Raw genomic sequence first — 17,350 nt, forward strand, 5'->3', positions numbered from 1 at the left:
TTCAAATCAGAAACACATCGCTAGGAAGGCGCACGGTCCGGGGCGTGGCGCAGTCTGGTAGCGCACCTGTTTTGGGTACAGGGGGTCGTAGGTTCGAATCCTGCCGCCCCGACCACACTTCAGTCAGAGAGAAGTTCCACCAGTTGCCCGCAGCAGTCGCGCAACTTTTCGATCCAACCTGTCGCTTTCGATCCTGACCCGTGTTACGCCACGATCCTTGCGCGGGATATCCAGAAAAAACTCGGTATCGACCCGATGACCGCCGGATATTTCGGTGACACTCATGCGCATCACGCTTTCCGGCAATTTCTCGGGCGTGCCGTCATATGTGAGGATGAGATAGGCCGTCGTTTGGGGCGGCATCAACTGTCTGCACTCAATTGAGGTGCGGCTGGGGCGAAGAATTCTTTCGCCCGTGTCCGAACATGCGGCCTCGAACGCCCGGATGAGAGATTCGGGGTATTCCGGATAAGAAGCGCTGCGCGATGTCTCTATATCTTGTGGTGCACAGGCCACGATCAAGGTCATGAACAAGGGGAAACAAACTGCGCGCATGGGTCGACGGTCCAATTCAGGTCACAGGTCATCAACCGCGCATGGAACCATCCGCATCGCCAGGCGATAGTGATTCCCGGAACCCTGTCAGAGCCTTCGACGGTATCTGCCACGAACAGTACGCGACATAACCCGACCTGAAAACAAAGAAAAAAATCGCAGAAGGCGTTTGGACACGGTCGTATTGGCCTGTGAACAACTTGTGGAGGAATCGGATACGTCGCCGGGCCGGGCGAGAGTGAATTGGGGGGTCAACAAAAAAGATTCGAATTTGGGCCAAAAATGGCGTTGACCTTCTATGGATATATACGCCAAATTGTGTGGGCCGGATGCGTTGCCACTAAATCTGGTAGGTAATGACCAGAAAGGCAACGGGCAAGGGACGGAAAGCAATTCAAGGAAACGTGTGGTCGGTGATCGACTTCGCGCTGTGAATTTCAGCGCCGGGAATTCTTTGGCGTCTCGAACCGGTTCCCAGGGTGGGCAAGCACCCGCAGGAAGATAATTCGGCCGATCGGTCGGGGACATGTTGATTGAGAAGCTAGGGCGGCGGACATGAAGATTGAAAGAAAATTCACCAAGACCGGTCAGGATGCATATGCGGATCTGGATTTTGTGTCCGCAACCTCCGAAATCCGAAATCCGGATGGCACCATTGTCTTTCGTCTCGACAACATCGAAGTTCCTGCCCGCTGGAGCCAGGTCGCCAGCGATGTGATTGCACAAAAATACTTCCGCAAGGCCGGCGTCCCGTCGCGGCTGAAGAAGGTCAAGGAAAAGGACGTCCCCGAATTCCTCTGGCGTTCGGTGCCGGACGACGGAGCCGAGTTCGAAGGTGAGACATCGTCCAAGCAGGTCTTTGATCGTCTCGCAGGCGCCTGGGCCTATTGGGGCTGGAAAGGCGGCTATTTCTCGACCGAGGACGATGCGCGCGCCTATTTCGACGAGATGCGGTACATGCTGGCGACCCAGCGCGCCGCACCTAACAGCCCACAATGGTTCAACACCGGACTGCACTGGGCCTATGGCATCGATGGCCCGGCGCAGGGGCACCACTATGTCGACTACAAGACCGGCAAGCTGACCAAATCGAAATCCGCCTACGAGCATCCTCAGCCGCACGCCTGTTTCATCCAGTCGGTCGATGATGACCTCGTGAACGAAGGCGGGATCATGGATCTGTGGGTGCGCGAGGCGCGCCTGTTCAAGTATGGCTCGGGCACGGGCACCAACTTCAGCCACCTGCGCGCCGAAGGCGAGGCTTTGTCTGGCGGTGGCAAGTCCTCGGGTCTTATGGGTTTTCTAAAGATCGGCGACCGCGCAGCGGGCGCGATCAAATCAGGCGGGACCACCCGTCGGGCAGCGAAGATGGTGATTGTCGATGCGGACCACCCCGACATCGAACAGTTTATCGAGTGGAAAGTGATCGAAGAGCAAAAGGTGGCCTCGATCGTAGCCGGATCGAAAATGCACGAAAAGATGCTGAACGGTATCTTCGAGGCCATCCGCAGCTGGGACGGCACAGCTGATGACGCTTATGATCCCAATACAAACGACAGCCTGAAAACCGCGATCCGCGAAGCGAAAAAGGTCGCGATCCCGGAAACATACATCAAGCGCGTGCTGGATTACGCCAAGCAGGGCCACGACAGCATCGAATTCCCGACCTATGACACCGACTGGGACAGCGAGGCATACAGCTCTGTCTCGGGACAGAACTCGAACAACTCGATCCGCGTCACCAACGCATTCCTGACCGCGGTCGAAAAAGATGCCGACTGGGAGCTGATCAACCGCACCAACGGCAAGGTCGCCAAGACCGTCAAGGCGCGGGATCTGTGGGAAAAGGTCGGCCATGCCGCCTGGGCCTGCGCCGATCCGGGCATCCAGTACCATGACACCGTGAATGAATGGCACACCTGCCCGACAGACGGCCCGATCCGCGGCTCGAACCCATGTTCCGAGTACATGTTCCTTGATGACACCGCCTGCAATCTGGCGTCGATGAACCTGCTGACCTTCCTCAAGGATGGCGTGTTCCAGGCCGACGACTATATGCACGCAGCTCGCCTCTGGACGCTGACGCTGGAAATCTCGGTAATGATGGCGCAGTTCCCGTCCAAGGAAATCGCGCAACTGTCCTATGATTTCCGTACCTTGGGTCTGGGGTACGCCAATATCGGCGGTCTGCTGATGAACATGGGCTACAGCTATGACTCGGTCGAAGGCCGCGCGATCTGTGGCGCGCTGACCGCGATCATGACCGGAGTTGCCTATGCCACCTCGGCAGAGATCGCGGGCGAGTTGGGGCCATTCGCCGGTTACGAACGAAACGCCGATCACATGCTGCGCGTCATCCGCAACCACCGCCGTGCGGCGCAAGGCGTGACCCAGGGTTACGAAAAGCTCGCCGTCAAGCCGGTGCCGCTGGATCATGCCAACTGCCCCGACAAGCGCCTGATTGATCTGGCCATGTCCGCCTGGGACGAAGCGCTGAGCCTGGGCGAGCAGAACGGTTATCGCAACGCGCAGGCCACGGTGATTGCGCCGACGGGCACGATTGGGCTGGTGATGGATTGCGACACCACCGGGATCGAGCCGGATTTCGCGCTGGTCAAATTCAAGAAACTCGCCGGCGGCGGTTATTTCAAGATCATCAACCGCTCGGTTCCCTCCGCGCTTGAGAAACTGGGCTACACCTCGGCCCAGATCGAGGAAATCGTGTCTTACGCCGTCGGGCACGGCACCATCGGCAACGCGCCGGGGATCAACCACACTTCGCTGACAGGCCACGGCTTTGGCCCGAACGAGCTGCGCAAGGTGGACGAAGCGCTGGAATCGGCCTTTGACATCCGGTTCGTGTTCAACCAGTGGACACTGGGCGAAGAGTTCTGCACCGGTGTTCTGGGCATTCCTGCGGCCAAGCTGAACGACCCGACCTTCGATCTGCTCCGCCATCTGGGCTTTACCCGCAAGGATATCGAGGCCGCCAACGACCACGTTTGTGGCACCATGACCCTTGAAGGTGCACCGCACCTGAAGCCCGAGCACTATGCGATCTTCGATTGCGCCAATCCTTGCGGCAAGAAGGGTAAGCGTTTCCTCAATGTCGACAGCCACATCACCATGATGGCTGCTGCGCAAAGCTTCATCTCAGGCGCGATTTCGAAAACGATCAACATGCCGAATGACGCGACCATCGAGGATTGTCAAAAAGCCTATGAGCTGTCGTGGTCGCTGGGGATCAAGGCCAACGCGCTTTATCGCGACGGCTCAAAACTCAGCCAGCCGCTGGCCGCGGCCCTGGTCGAGGACGACGATGAAGCCGCCGAAATTCTGGAAAGCGGCTCGCCTCAGGAAAAAGCGGTGACGCTGGCCGAAAAGATCATCGAAAAGGTGGTGGTCAAGGAAATCATCCGCAGCCACCGCGAAAAGCTGCCGCATCGCCGCAAGGGCTATACCCAAAAGGCGATCGTGGGCGGACACAAGGTGTACCTGCGCACGGGCGAGTTCGAAGATGGTCAGCTTGGCGAAATCTTCATCGACATGCACAAGGAAGGTGCCGGGTTCCGTGCGATGATGAACAACTTCGCCATCGCCGTGTCGGTCGGCCTGCAATACGGTGTTCCGCTGGAAGAGTTCGTTGACGCCTTCACCTTCACCAAGTTCGAACCGGCAGGCATGGTGCAGGGCAACGACTCGATCAAGAACGCAACGTCGATCCTTGACTACATCTTCCGCGAACTGGCGGTCAGCTATCTCGACCGCACCGATCTGGCCCATGTAAAGCCCGAAGGCGCCACCTTTGACGATCTGGGCCGGGGCGAGGATGAAAACGTCTCTAACATTGCCGAGGTTAGTGAAAGTGCGGCTTCCAAGTCACTGGAAGTGCTGAAACAAATCAGTTCGACGGGATATCTGCGCAAGCGGTTGCCGCAAGAACTGGTGGTGTTCAACGGCGGTGCCAGCGCCTTTGGCGGCATGGCTGAGCCGGCGGCCGGGTTCAAGGCGCAGGCGACTGAAACCGTCGTGGTCAGCGAAACCGTGACCGCAACTGGCATGGACGCCCGCACCAAGGCCAAGATGCAGGGATACGAGGGCGACCCCTGCGGCGAATGCGGCAACTACACGCTGGTGCGCAACGGCACCTGCATGAAGTGCAACACCTGTGGATCCACGAGCGGGTGCTCGTGACCCACTAAACTGAATCGCGCCGGCGACGGCGTGTAGGGGCTTGGATCTCCCTCGGTGATCCGGTCCCGACCACACCCGGGATGACAGTCAAGTCCAAGACTTACCCGTGACGCGTCATCCCACTCGGCGGAACATGCCCATGTTCGGCCGGAACAGGGTGGGACGGAATATCGGTCCTTCCCACTCTCACATGGGGCGGGTGCGCTCGCCCTGGACGACGTCCAGGCCGCAGGCAAAAAAACACCGGGCGGTCAATGTAATGAGCCTGGACGGCGAAACTCGAAAAGGGGGCTTCGGCCCCCTTTTTTCTGTTTTCAACCCGAAATGATCGGCCAGATCGCGCCACTTTTCGGTTTTTCCGTAAGGGAAGAATTGCCGACAAGGCCAATCCACCATCAGTTGTGCGGAACGCTGCTGAACGACTCTGGCGGCTTTCGCGGGCTTTGGCTTGAAATTGCCCGCCAAGGGCGTCGGTGCTGACACAGAACGGGATAGGGGGTTTGTTGGCCTCGTCCGGACGTCAACAATTCCTTTTAATCAGGAGAAACCGCAATGACCCTGAAATATCTGGCCGCGCTGGTCGTCAGTATCCCGACCATCGCCTTTGCTCAATCCGGTGCCGATTCCAATGGCGACGGTGTTCTGACAATCGAAGAAGTGCAGGCCGTCTTTCCCGAGATTGGTGCCGATCAATTCTCGACCATGGACGCCAATGGTGACGGCGCGCTGGATCGCGACGAAGTTGCCGTGGCGCAGCAGGCAGGTCTGATACCCGCAACCGACGGGTAACTCACACGCAAATAGGGCAGCCGGATCGCTCCGGCTGCTTCTTTTCAACAGGTTACGACGGCAAGTGAATGTTGAACTTGGCGCGAATGCTTGCGTCCAATGTCGCGTCGAACCGGGCCGGAGACCGCTCGGCAAGGATCGCTTCCTTGCGTGCTATCGCTTTTGCAATAAGGTCGGGCTTGTCGCGTTCCGCCCATTCCTTGGGCGAGGTTCGGTCACCAAGCGCAGGATAGACATAGTCGATCTGCATCCGGCTCAGTGTGGCGTCGGTGCCCAGATAGTGGCCGGGGCCGCCAAGGCAAACTTCGGCCATCTGATCCAGCGCCAGAGTTTCGTCGGTCACTTCGATACCGCGTACACAGCGCAAGGCTTGTCCGATCAAATCGTCGCTCAGAATGAGTGACTCGTGACAAAAACCCAGCAGCGAGGCATGCATGCCTGCCGCCTCATAGACCATGTTCAGCCCCGACAGCCCGGCCATGACGTTCGAACACATCTGCTCCCACCCGGCCTGCATATCGGGCATCTTGGAATCCGACGCCCCCGCAGCCGCTCCGCCGGGCAGGTCATAGAACTTGTGCATCTGCGCGCAGCCCGCGCTCAGCAATGCCTGTTCTCCCGATCCGACCGTCATCGCACCCGTTCGCAAATCCAGCCCGAAAGGCCAGGTGCCAAAGATCGCCGGCGCGCCGGGTTTGACAGCGTTCACATAGACGAGACCCGCCAGGCACTCGGCGGTGGCCTGTGTAATCGCGCCGGCAACTGTCGAAGGGGCGGTCGCACCCGCCATGCCCGCAGACAGCAGCAGCACCGGCATGCCCGCCTTGATGCACTCCTCCATCACCTGACAGCTTTCGGTGGCGAACTTCATCGGTGGCACGACGAAGCAGTTCGAGTTCGACACGAATGGCCGCTCACGCCACTTGTCCTCGCCGCCCGCGATCATGTGCAGCATTTCCATCGCCGGGGCGACATAGCTGGGATCGGTGAACGACGTTCCGACGTGTTTGTACGTTCCCGAACAGCAGGCGTAGATCGTGTTCAGGTCCATCTCGCGATTGTCCAAAATGTCACGACATACCATGGGGCGTTGTACAAAATGGACATTTTCCAGGTTTTCGCAGATCCGCGAAGCATCGTGCAGATCCTGAACGGTCGAGTCGCGATAGTTGCGCCCCTCGACATCCACCATGTGAACCGCAGCGCCCGCAGTGCCATAGTGGACACGGTTGCCCGACAGGTTCAGATCGGTTTTTCCATCGCGACTATAAAGAGTTACCGACCGATTGGCCCTGGCAATCGTGTCTTCGACCAGGGCGCGGGGAAAGCGAATGCGGCCATCGTCGCCCAGGATGCATCCGGCATTCACTAGATAATCGATGCCGCTTTGCGGCGCATCGGCCAGGCCAATTTGTTCCAGAGCGTCCAGCGCCGCACGGTGAATGCGCTCCATTCCCTCTTGCGTCAGAGGTTTCAGCCAGCCGCCTTCCTGACCCGGGCGGACGGGGCGCATATGTTCGGGAAGAGAGGTTGCGCGGGCGGCGCGACGGGCTGCACGGCCACCGCTGCGAGAGGAGCTACGGGATTGATCGTTCATAAATTTTTTCCGTGTAGGGTTGTGGAAGGTGCTGAATAAAAACAGCTTTCACGGCCTTCCACGCGCGGCACGGCCCCGGTCGGCGCCGATCGTCCGACTAACCAAGCAGATTTTCGACTGCTCGCCCTGCATTAATTTCTCCATCCACGCCTGTCAGGACATTAGGCCTATGTGCGCGACTCGATCTGTTCTGTTTGCGACCACGAAATTGGTCGGTTTACAGGAATTTACCCACGGTGATCACCGAATCTGTTATGGTTGAAGCAAGGGTCGGTGATTTGCATCGTTGTATTGAAAGCCTCAGGCAGGTTGCCCACGTAAGTAGTTGAATATTTGGAAAGTACGGCATCACGGTCATGCGATGCCGAGGATCAGAAGGAAGGAAGATGAAAGTCATCTCCGCAGCATTGGCAATCCTGTTGCTCGGTTTTGCCACACCGGCAACGGCTGAGGACTGGACTGGTGTGTATGGCGGATTCAGTTTCGGTTATACGGATGCGACCGGGCCGGGAAGCCTTGGCGGGAATGACTTCAATTTCGGGCCTCATATCGGCTACGACTACGATTTCGGCAGGTTCGTGGTCGGCGGCGAACTGGAATATAACTATGCCAACATCAATCTGGGTGCCGGGGGCGGTGATATCGACGATATCAGCCGTCTCAAGCTGCGCGGCGGTTATGATTTCGGCTCGGCCCTGGGTTATGTCGTCCTTGGAGCAGCGCGTGCGCATACCTCGGGCAACAGCGATAACGCGGCCGTCTATGGCATTGGCGTTGCATATCCCATCACTGACCGGCTGGTAATCAGCGGCGAGGCGTTGCATCACGACTTCAAGGACTTGAACGGCGCGTCAGGCGATTTTGGGACAAATACGTTCAATCTACGAACAACATTCCGGTTCTGACCTTCTCCGACAATCACACCGCCGCACGTTGTTGCGTCAGCGTGGCGGCGAATCTGCAAACTTGTTCCAGCGAGCGTACAAATGCCGCGTCCTCGATTGTCATTGCAACGCGGATATGCCCTGCTGCGGCTTGCCCAAAGCTCTCTCCGGGCATGACCGCGATTCTGTGGGTGTCCAGCAACGCATTTGCAAAAGATTCGCCACTCAACCCGGTCGCCCGGATATCGAGCATAAGATACATGGCCCCCTGCGATGGCACTGGGAGAATCGCGTTTTGACGCGCCAATATCTCTTGCGCCAAGGCTCTGCGACGCAGGAAAGGGGCCGAAATCTCGTCTTCCAGCTCTTGACCCGCAGCCAGTGCATAGCTGGCTGCGTCCTGTATGAATCCCGGCACGCCGTAAGTCGTGTGTGTGGCAAGGTTAATCAGATGCCCGATAACGTCGCTTGGCCCCACGATCCAGCCGCAGCGTGACCCGGTCATCGCGTGCGATTTTGACATCGACCCGACAACCAGTGTGCGTTCGGCCATACCGGGCAGGGAGCGAGGTGAAACATGTTCACCTTTCCAGATCTGAGTGTCATAGACCTCGTCCGAAATCAGCCATAGATCTCTGGCTTTGCTGACTTCGGCAATCGCATTGATCGTCTCGCGGGAATAAATCACACCGGTAGGATTGTTTGGGGAGTTGATCAGAAGGGAAACGGCGCCTTCTGCCGCTGAATCAATATCCGTTGCTCGGGGTTGGAAGGCGTCTGTGGCGCGGGCCTTGACCGCCTTTGCAACGCCACCCACGCCGCGAATGGTGCCGGGATAGGTTGCGTAATAGGGATCGAGATAGAGAGCCGTATCGCCGGGATTGCAGACCGCAGTGTGGGCGGCAAACAGCGCCGCTTGACCACCCGGTGTGATCAACACGTTGTCTCGTGTCGTCGCCACGCCTGTTCGGGCTTGCACCCGTGCGGCTACGGTATCGCGTAACAACGCTGTTCCCGGCACCATGGCATACCCGGTATGCCCACCAAGCGCCGAATCGTTCATGACCTTGAGTATCGAAGGGTGTGTGCGAATGTCGTGCTCACCGATTGTCAGTTCGGTCACCGATGTTCCCTCGGCAATCATCCGTCGTGACCGATAGAAAACCTCCCAGCCATCCGAACCACCTCCGGTCAGATGAGTAATTCGATGTGACAGTTTCATGATCCGCTCCCTTGGTAATTCGACAGAGAGGGGCAGGACCGCTTTGATTCGTCAATCTCACGAGGACGGATTGGGAAACTCAAAAAAAGATATGCTTGTGTGGTGCCCAGGTTTGATCTTCACAGAGTAGATTTGATTACCATGCGCGATACCGGGATCATGTTGGCAACGGTTTTGAAAGCTTCGATCAACTTGACGGCGTCTGCCAGGTCGGTTTCGATCGATGACGATATCTTGGACGCCTCCTTCATGGTTTTGTGATAGGATTCTGTTTGTTTTTTGATTTTGTCTTCAATTGTCTTGCACTTTTTAACGTCACCTGCCGCATGTGCTTTTTTCAACGCCGTCATGTGCTTTGCGATGATCTTCTCATGCCCATAAATCTGTGTTGTGCAGGTTACTAGAGCACCGCGCTGATTCTCGACTCTGGTAATGGCCGTGTCGAGTTCGTTCAGGTTTTTTTTGACGTCGGTGTCGAATTTCTTTTGTTTCACCCGGAGGTCGATGACCAGCTTGGCGCATTCCTTGTCCAAGTTCTTCACTTCACTGCTGGTGTATTTGGCATTCGCTTCCTTGATTTGCCGCTGCAAGCCGGGCGGCAAGGTATCGAACAGGGGTCCCTTCGTGAACATTGGCAAATTTCCTCGCTCCTGACAAAAGACCTGCTGAGCAGCTTAGCATAGCGGGCAGTAATTCGCATGTTTTGAGCGGCAACTTGATCTGGGCGAACTTGCGAGGTATCCAGAACTCATGAACCGGAGCATTTGCATCATTATGTGCTGCATTACCTGCTGAACTTTCAGGCGGGCCGGTTTCTTTCGTTTTCATCCCTGAGACAAGTTGCTAAGCCCGCGCCAAGGCGCTTGCGCATGCTGTTGAGGACTAGACCCGATGACCACGATCAAACTGCACAACACCCGGACCCGGAAGAAAGAAGAATTCGTTCCGATCGACCCCGACAATGTGCGGATGTATGTCTGTGGCCCCACCGTCTATGACCGGGCGCATCTGGGCAATGCACGGCCGGTGGTGGTCTTTGATGTTCTCTATCGGTTGCTGCGCCGTGTCTATGGCCCTGATCACGTGACCTATGTGCGCAACTTCACCGACGTGGACGACAAGATCAATGCGCGGGCAGCCGAAACTGGACGCAAGATTGGTGACATCACCGCCGAAACGACTCAGTGGTTTCTGGATGATATGGGCCAGTTGGGTGCGCTGGAGCCCGATCACATGCCACGCGCAACCCAATATATCGGCCAGATGGTCGAGATGATCGAGGTGCTGATCGAAAAGGGCCACGCCTATGCCGCTGAGGGGCATGTGTTGTTTGCAGTGGACTCGTGGAAAGAACATTATGGCAAGCTATCCGGCCGGTCCGTCGACGACATGATCGCGGGTGCTCGGGTCGAGGTTGCGCCCTACAAGAAAAACCCGATGGACTTCGTGTTGTGGAAACCTTCGACCGACGACCTGCCGGGTTGGGACAGCCCCTGGGGCCGCGGGCGGCCGGGCTGGCATATCGAATGCTCGGCTATGAGCTATGAGTTGTTGGGGGAAAGCTTTGACATCCATGGTGGCGGCAATGACCTGATGTTCCCGCACCACGAAAACGAAATTGCCCAAAGCTGCTGTGCCCATCCCGAGGGGCGGTTCGCCAATGTCTGGATGCACAACGAGATGTTGCAGGTCGAAGGCAAGAAGATGTCCAAATCGCTGGGTAATTTCTTTACCGTTCACGACCTGCTGGAACAGGGCGTTCCGGGCGAGGTGATCCGGTTCGTATTTCTGTCGACGCACTATCGCAAGCCGATGGATTGGACCGAGAAGAAGGCGCGCGAGGCGGAGGCGACGCTGCGCAAGTGGCGGGCCGCAACTAAGGGACTTATTCCAACGCCTGAACTAGACAATGTCAGAATTGAGCCGGTTGAACGGGAAGTGGCAAATGACCTGAACACTGCGGCTGCGATTAATGTTCTCCACGCTTACTACAACGCGAAGATGTATGATGCGCTGCTCGTAGGTGCTAGACTGTTGGGTTTTCTTTTACCTCAGATGGGCGACTGGGCAGCTACCGCATCTGTCGACCTGACCGCCCATGCAGATCGTTTGGCAAAAGCACGTGCAACCGCGATGCAAAGCAAGGACTTCTCGGAAGTTGATCGCTTGAAAGCAGCTTATGTTGCGGCTGGGCTTGAAGTCCGGATGAGCAAGAACAGTGTTGAGCTGGTGCCCTGCGCCGGTTTTGATGCCGCCAAGCTGGAGGAGGTCTGATGACCAAGGAACGCCTCTATCTCTACGACACCACCCTTCGGGACGGCCAGCAGACGCAGGGTGTGCAGTTCTCGACGGCTGAAAAGATGCGGATTGCGCAGGCGCTGGATGTTCTGGGCATCGACTATATCGAAGGCGGCTGGCCCGGTGCGAACCCGACCGACAGCGCGTTTTTCGATGCCGCTCCGACCACCAAGGCGCGGCTGACGGCCTTTGGGATGACCAAAAGGTCGGGTCGGTCGGCGGAAAACGACGATGTTCTTGCGGCAGTTATGAATGCGGGTACTCAGGCGGTCTGTCTGGTCGGAAAGGCGCATGACTATCACGTGACTCATGCGCTTGGCATTTCGCTGGAGGAGAATATCGAGAATATTCGGGCCTCGATGGCGCATATCATGGGGCAGGGGCGCGAGGCGTTGTTTGACGCCGAGCATTTCTTTGACGGCTATAAAGACAACCCGGAATACGCCGTTGCGACCTGTCGCGCCGCGCTGGAGATGGGGGCCCGCTGGGTGGTGCTATGCGATACCAACGGCGGCGCATTACCCTCCGAGGTGGGGCGGATCGTGGCCGAAGTGATTGCTGCCGGTCTTCCCGGTGACCGGCTGGGTATCCACACGCACAACGATACCGAAAACGCCGTGGCCTGTTCGCTCGCGGCCGTGGATTCAGGCGCGCGGCAGATTCAGGGTACTCTGAACGGGTTGGGCGAACGCTGCGGCAATGCCAATCTGACCGCATTGATCCCGACGCTGTTGCTCAAGGAACCTTACGCTTCAACCTTCGAAACCGGTGTGAGCCACGAAGCGCTTGCCGGTTTGACGCGGATCAGCCGGATGCTGGATGAAATCCTGAACCGGGTACCGACCAAACAGGCGGCTTATGTGGGTGCGTCGGCCTTTGCCCACAAGGCGGGCTTGCATGCCAGCGCCATACTCAAGGACCCGTCGACATACGAGCATGTGGACCCCTCGACAGTTGGCAATTCCCGCGTCATCCCGATGTCGAACCAGGCCGGTCAGTCTAACTTGCGAAAACGGTTGAACGAGGCCGGACTGGCGGTTGAGCCAGGCGACTCGGCCCTGGGACGGATTCTGGAGCGGATCAAAGAGCGCGAGGCCGAGGGTTATTCCTATGACACCGCGCAGGCTTCGTTCGAGCTGCTGGCGCGAGAGGAGCTGGGGCAGCTTCCCGAGTTTTTCGAGGTCAAGCGGTATAAAGTCACCGTTGAGCGCCGCAAGAACAAGTACAACAAGATGGTCAGCCTGTCCGAGGCCGTTGTCGTGGTGAAAGTTGACGGTGAAAAGAAACTGTCGGTAAGCGAGTCCCTTGACGAAAATGGCAGCGACCGGGGGCCGGTGAATGCGCTGGCCAAGGCGCTCGCCAAGGACCTGGGACGGTATTCAGAGATCCTGGATGACATGCATCTGGTCGATTTCAAGGTGCGTATCACCCAGGGCGGAACTGAGGCGGTAACGCGGGTCATCATCGACAGCGAGGACGGCAAGGGGCGGCGCTGGTCAACGGTGGGTGTCAGCGCCAACATAGTTGATGCCTCTTTCGAGGCGTTGCTCGAAGCGATCCAGTGGAAACTGGTACGCGATTGTGGCGCGCAGGCAAGCGCGGCGGAGTAGGACGTGACGTTTGACGACGACCTGAACGCGTGCGCGGCGTTGGTGCAACGGGCCGATCCCGATCGGTTTCTAGCGACCATGGCAGCACCGGTCGACGCGCGTCGGGTGCTGTTTCCGCTTTATGCACTGAACGTCGAGGTCGCCCGCGCGCCTTGGGTCACGCAAGAGCCGATGATTGCCGAGATGCGCCTGCAATGGTGGCGTGACGCCTTGGAAGCAATTGCGAAGGGGAGACTTGTCAAGCGGCACGAGGTGGTGACGCCTTTGGCCTCGATCCTGCCTGCCGATCTGGCCGGGAAAATGGATGAATATGTCGCGGTAAGGCGTTGGGATATATATAAAGATGCCTTTGTGGATGCTGAGCATTTCGCCACTTATCTTGATCACAGCACTGGTACGCTGGTCTGGGTCGCCGCCCGTATACTGGGAGGAGCCAAAGAAGATGTTGTGCGCGACTATGCTTTTGCCACTGGCGTAGCGAACTGGTTTCGGGCCATTCCAGAGCTAGAGGTGCGCGGACGCATTCCTTTGCTGGATGGGACAACGAAAGGTATCCAGACTCTGGCGCAACTGGCTTTGGACCGGTTGCACCGCGCCCGCCAACGTCGTGTTGACGTGTCAACGCAGGCACGACCGGCGCTGTTGTGTGGGTGGCAGTCTGAGGCCATCCTGAAACAGGTGCTGAATGAACCGCGGCGCGTCTCGGAAGGGACCCTTGGCCAAAGCGAGTTTCACCGAAGGGCATCACTGATGTGGGTTGCTTCTACCGGTCGTTGGTAGATCAGTTCCAGCCGCCCGCTTTCATCTCTGCCGAGATTTCCAGCCTGATTTCATCGGAAATCAGGGGCGCGTACTGCCCGACACCAAGGTCGCTGCGCAGCAAGGTACTTGTAGCGTGCACCCCGATCCAGTCGCCGCTGTAGTAGTCAAAAAAGGCGCCCATCGGGTTGGTTCCCATGTACGTTAAGCGAACGTCCAGAATGATCGGTGCCGTCACGTCCCTTATGGTCAGATCACCGGTCAGCCTGAGGGAATCGGCGCCGGTCTGAACTGCGGACGTCGAGACGAAGTTCATTTTGGGGAACGCCGACACCTCAAAGAAGTTCTTGCTTTTCAGATCGTCGTCCAGAGCTGTGACACCTGTCGAAACGCTTGCGGCATCGACCGTGATGGTCGCCATTGTAGCGGTGACGTCATTCGGGTCGAATTCGATTGTTCCTGAAACTCCCGTCCACTCGCCGGATTGTTCGGTTATACCTGCGTGGTTGTAATATACGCGGATTTCCGTGTGGCTTGGGTCGACATGATAGGTTTCAGCAACTGCTGGGCCCGTGAAGGCAAGCGCCAAAAACGACAATGCGGCTTTGTTCATTTCGAACTCCCTGAAATACAGACGGATAATCTGATCAGGGTACCTTCCTGATCGTGGTCATCGAAACGAAACTTGGCTATTCACGGATGTTTGATCGGTTTTCGCGTTGCCAAGGCTGGCGGCCGCCCATCCCAAACCGTGATCATAGTCCGGCTCACCTTACGGAATCACGGCCGCTCAGCGTCAGCCAGATCAAAGACCCACCTGCCAATGTCAACAACGGCACCATGGCAAGGTTGACCGCTGTCCAGCCTTCGACCGGCGAGCCACCCGAACAGTTCATCAACCCGCCTGACGACAAGGATGCCAGTGTTACCCCACCGAACACCAGCAGATCATTGAGCCCCTGCATCCGCCCACGCTCATTTATGTCATGTGCGCCAGCCAGCATCGTGGTCGCGCCGATGAACCCGAAATTCCAACCAATGCCCAGCAGGATGAGGGCGACAAAGAAGTTACCAAGATTCACACCTTGCAGCGCGACAAGACCGGCACCTGCGAGAATGGCGAGTCCGCTGGAAACGATCTTTTCTACGCCGAAGCGCGCAATCAGATGCCCGGTGAAAAAACTGGGAACGTACATAGCAAGGACGTGGCTGGTCACCACGTCTGCCGCATTGCTTTCAGAGAACCCGCAACCCACGACCGCAAGGGGAGTTGAGGTCATGACGAGATTCATCAGGGCGTAAGACACCATGGCACAAATAACGGCGACGGCGATGCGCGGGGTTCGAAGCAGCTCCAGCCGAGTCCGGCCACGTGGCGCGTCATCAGAAGGTGCCGAAGGCTTGGGGATGTTCAGGAACAGAAACAGCCCGGAGCCGATAACATTCAGCATGATGACCGCAAAATATGTACCGAGAAATGGAACGACATAGGCTTGCGACGTCAGTTTTACGATCTGCGGCCCGATAACCGCTGCAGCCAAGCCGCCTGCCATCACATAAGAAATCGCCTTGGGTCTGAATTCGTCAGAGGCCGTGTCAGCGGCGGCAAAACGATAGAATCCGTGCGCGCTCATATAGACACCGGTCAACAGGCTGCCGCCCAGAAAAACCGGAAAAGAGCCAAGATAAAGGCCATAGGCGCCGACTGCACCGCCCATAGAACCGGCGGTGGCGCCGACGAGAAATCCGGCTTTCCGGCCCCATTTCTGCATGATCGCGGATATCGGTGTGGCCGCCAACATCGAGCCCAGAACGATCAGCGAGATGGGCAGGGTGGCCAAACAAGGGTTGCTGGCAAGAGACTGCCCGGCCAGGCCACCGACAATGAAAACCATTGGCATCTGCGCGCCCAAAATAGCCTGCGCTGCCACCAGAACGATCACGTTCCTTTTGGCAAGGCTGTTGTCTTGATATTGGGCCGCCATTGTCATGGCCAGATCCGTACCGGCGAATCCAAAGGTTCACAAGCGGGTTGAATGTGCTGTGGCGCACCTTAACCTGTGAAACGTTGCGTCCCTTGAAACGGAGTGTCCGGATGAGCACCGGCCGGATAATCGAAACGTCTGATTGTGTCGCCGAAGGGGCGGCCTGGCTGGCGGGTCAATGCCCGCGTATGGCGCGTGCGATGGAACTGACGGGTCCCCTGCCACTACGTCGCAGGCCAGACGGGTTTGCGCAGTTACTGAGCGCGATTGTCAGCCAGCAAGTCAGTGTCGCATCAGCCAACGCGATCTGGATCCGGCTTAGGCAGGCCAGACTCACTGGGCCGCGCAAGATCATGTGGGCGACCGACGACGACTTGCGAAACGCAGGCCTAAGCCGACAGAAGATCCGCTATGCCCGCGCTTTGGCTGAGGCGCGTATAGATTACAACGCCTTACGTTCAGCATCAGATGCGGAAATCATCACAACTCTGACCGAAGTTCCGGGCATCGGAGCCTGGACGGCCGAGATTTACGCCATGTTTTCTCTGGGACGTGCGGACGTCTTTGCACCGGGCGACCTGGCACTTCAGGAGGCTGCGCGCGTTCTTTATGACCTTTCGGAACGGCCAACAGAGAAACAACTGCGGCAAATGGCCGAAGCCTGGTCCCCGTGGCGGTCGGTTGCAGCCCGTGTGTTGTGGGCCTATTACCGCGTGGCGAAGGACAGGGAAGGGATCAGATGACACGGGTATTGAATGCGGGCCGCAAAGAGCCGGTTTCTGGCAGCACGCGCTCGGCTGTCGTGTTCGTTCACGGATACGGAGCCAATGGGGCCGATTTGCTGGGGCTGGCAGATGTGTTGGGAGAGCATTTGCCGGATACGCTGTTCGTCGCACCTGATGCGCCCGAAACCATTCCGGGGATGCCATTTGGATTTCAGTGGTTTCCGATTCCGTGGATTGACGGCTCGTCCGAGGAAGAGGCGCGTCGTGGCATGGAAATGGCTGTGGAGGATTTCAACGCCTTTCTGGACGCACTTATGGTGGATGAGGATCTATTGCCCGAACAGGTCGTTCTGTTCGGGTTCAGTCAGGGCACGATGATGAGCCTGCACGTGGCGCCGCGCCGCGAAGATCCGGTGGCAGGGATCGTGGCCTTTTCCGGACGGCTGCTGGAGCCCGACATTCTGGTCGACGAAGTAATCAGCCGGATGCCGGTTCTTCTTGTTCATGGCGATGCCGACGATGTCGTACCGCCACAATCCCTGCCAGAGGCCGCCGAGGCACTGCAAGGCGCGGGGTTCAAGGAAGTATATGCGCATGTGATGAAAGGCACCGGTCACGGTATTGCTCCGGATGGGCTGAGTGTGGCGTTGGCGTTCATGCGCGACAAGCTGGGCTTGTAATCCGCTGGAGAGGATGAGGGGCGCTGCCCCTCTTGTCCTTTGGGCAATTCAC

Annotated in this window: 14 protein-coding genes and 1 tRNA gene; 9 read left to right on the forward strand and 6 right to left on the reverse strand. The window is 57.8% G+C overall.

Features of this window, described 5'->3' with window-relative positions; all coding sequences use genetic code 11:
* Positions 1-38: 38 nt before the first annotated feature.
* Positions 39-115: transfer RNA gene (locus tag ACR0LZ_RS14075), tRNA-Pro, on the forward strand.
* 8 nt (positions 116-123) lie between these two features.
* Here the strand turns inward: ACR0LZ_RS14075 and ACR0LZ_RS14080 are convergent.
* Positions 124-363 (reverse strand): hypothetical protein, encoded by a 240-nt coding sequence (locus ACR0LZ_RS14080; RefSeq protein WP_480750473.1) that lies wholly within the window; start codon positions 361-363, stop codon positions 124-126.
* Positions 364-1,110: 747 nt separating this feature from the next.
* Here ACR0LZ_RS14080 and ACR0LZ_RS14085 point away from each other — a divergent pair.
* Together ACR0LZ_RS14085 and ACR0LZ_RS14090 are read left to right on the forward strand one after the other, a co-directional pair.
* Entirely contained in the window at positions 1,111-4,749 is a 3,639-nt protein-coding gene (locus ACR0LZ_RS14085) for a vitamin B12-dependent ribonucleotide reductase (RefSeq protein WP_480750474.1), read from the forward strand.
* A gap of 552 nt (positions 4,750-5,301) precedes the next feature.
* Positions 5,302-5,538 carry an EF-hand domain-containing protein gene (locus ACR0LZ_RS14090; protein WP_480750475.1) on the forward strand — a complete coding sequence of 79 codons (237 nt, stop codon included), beginning with the start codon at positions 5,302-5,304 and terminating at the stop codon, positions 5,536-5,538.
* A 52-nt stretch (positions 5,539-5,590) separates the two neighbouring features.
* Here the strand turns inward: ACR0LZ_RS14090 and ACR0LZ_RS14095 are convergent, their stop codons facing one another.
* Positions 5,591-7,135, reverse strand: a complete 1,545-nt coding sequence (locus ACR0LZ_RS14095; protein WP_480750476.1) for a trimethylamine methyltransferase family protein — start codon at positions 7,133-7,135, stop codon at positions 5,591-5,593.
* 386 nt (positions 7,136-7,521) lie between these two features.
* On the opposite strand from ACR0LZ_RS14095, the gene ACR0LZ_RS14100 reads away from it, so the two are divergent.
* Positions 7,522-8,040 carry an outer membrane protein gene (locus ACR0LZ_RS14100; protein ID WP_480750477.1) on the forward strand — a complete coding sequence of 173 codons (519 nt, stop codon included), beginning with the start codon at positions 7,522-7,524 and terminating at the stop codon, positions 8,038-8,040.
* A gap of 13 nt (positions 8,041-8,053) precedes the next feature.
* On the opposite strand, the gene ACR0LZ_RS14105 is transcribed toward ACR0LZ_RS14100, so the two are convergent.
* Together ACR0LZ_RS14105 and ACR0LZ_RS14110 are read right to left on the reverse strand one after the other, a co-directional pair.
* On the reverse strand, positions 8,054-9,241 hold the full coding sequence (locus ACR0LZ_RS14105; protein ID WP_480750478.1) for a pyridoxal phosphate-dependent aminotransferase: 1,188 nt from the start codon (positions 9,239-9,241) through the stop codon (positions 8,054-8,056).
* 119 nt (positions 9,242-9,360) lie between these two features.
* Positions 9,361-9,843: a hypothetical protein gene (locus tag ACR0LZ_RS14110; RefSeq protein ID WP_480750479.1), complete on the reverse strand. Its 483-nt coding sequence runs from the start codon at positions 9,841-9,843 to the stop codon at positions 9,361-9,363.
* Positions 9,844-10,132: 289 nt separating this feature from the next.
* Here ACR0LZ_RS14110 and cysS point away from each other — a divergent pair, with 289 nt between their 5' ends.
* From cysS to ACR0LZ_RS14125, 3 genes are read left to right on the forward strand one after another with little or no spacing between them, the layout of a single operon-like run.
* On the forward strand, positions 10,133-11,515 hold the full coding sequence (cysS, locus tag ACR0LZ_RS14115; RefSeq protein WP_480750480.1) for a cysteine--tRNA ligase: 1,383 nt from the start codon (positions 10,133-10,135) through the stop codon (positions 11,513-11,515).
* The gene (cimA, locus tag ACR0LZ_RS14120; protein WP_480750481.1) at positions 11,515-13,149 is read left to right on the forward strand and encodes a citramalate synthase; all 1,635 of its coding nucleotides are present in this window, start codon (positions 11,515-11,517) and stop codon (positions 13,147-13,149) included. The genes cysS and cimA overlap by 1 nt, the downstream gene beginning before the upstream one ends.
* A gap of 3 nt (positions 13,150-13,152) precedes the next feature.
* Positions 13,153-13,929, forward strand: coding sequence for a squalene/phytoene synthase family protein (locus tag ACR0LZ_RS14125; RefSeq protein ID WP_480750482.1), 777 nt, complete (start codon positions 13,153-13,155; stop codon positions 13,927-13,929).
* A 1-nt stretch (position 13,930) separates the two neighbouring features.
* On the opposite strand, the gene ACR0LZ_RS14130 is transcribed toward ACR0LZ_RS14125, so the two are convergent.
* Together ACR0LZ_RS14130 and ACR0LZ_RS14135 are read right to left on the reverse strand one after the other, a co-directional pair.
* Positions 13,931-14,521: a YceI family protein gene (locus ACR0LZ_RS14130; protein ID WP_480750483.1), complete on the reverse strand. Its 591-nt coding sequence runs from the start codon at positions 14,519-14,521 to the stop codon at positions 13,931-13,933.
* A 154-nt stretch (positions 14,522-14,675) separates the two neighbouring features.
* Positions 14,676-15,899 (reverse strand): MFS transporter, encoded by a 1,224-nt coding sequence (locus ACR0LZ_RS14135; protein WP_480750484.1) that lies wholly within the window; start codon positions 15,897-15,899, stop codon positions 14,676-14,678.
* A gap of 104 nt (positions 15,900-16,003) precedes the next feature.
* On the opposite strand from ACR0LZ_RS14135, the gene ACR0LZ_RS14140 reads away from it, so the two are divergent.
* Both ACR0LZ_RS14140 and ACR0LZ_RS14145 read left to right on the forward strand, forming a co-directional pair.
* Positions 16,004-16,636: a DNA-3-methyladenine glycosylase family protein gene (locus ACR0LZ_RS14140; RefSeq protein WP_480750485.1), complete on the forward strand. Its 633-nt coding sequence runs from the start codon at positions 16,004-16,006 to the stop codon at positions 16,634-16,636.
* The gene (locus ACR0LZ_RS14145; RefSeq protein WP_480750486.1) at positions 16,633-17,298 is read left to right on the forward strand and encodes an alpha/beta hydrolase; all 666 of its coding nucleotides are present in this window, start codon (positions 16,633-16,635) and stop codon (positions 17,296-17,298) included. The genes ACR0LZ_RS14140 and ACR0LZ_RS14145 overlap by 4 nt, the downstream gene beginning before the upstream one ends.
* Positions 17,299-17,350 lie beyond the last annotated feature (52 nt).

It is taken from the genome of Ruegeria sp. CI1 (genome assembly GCF_056536925.1).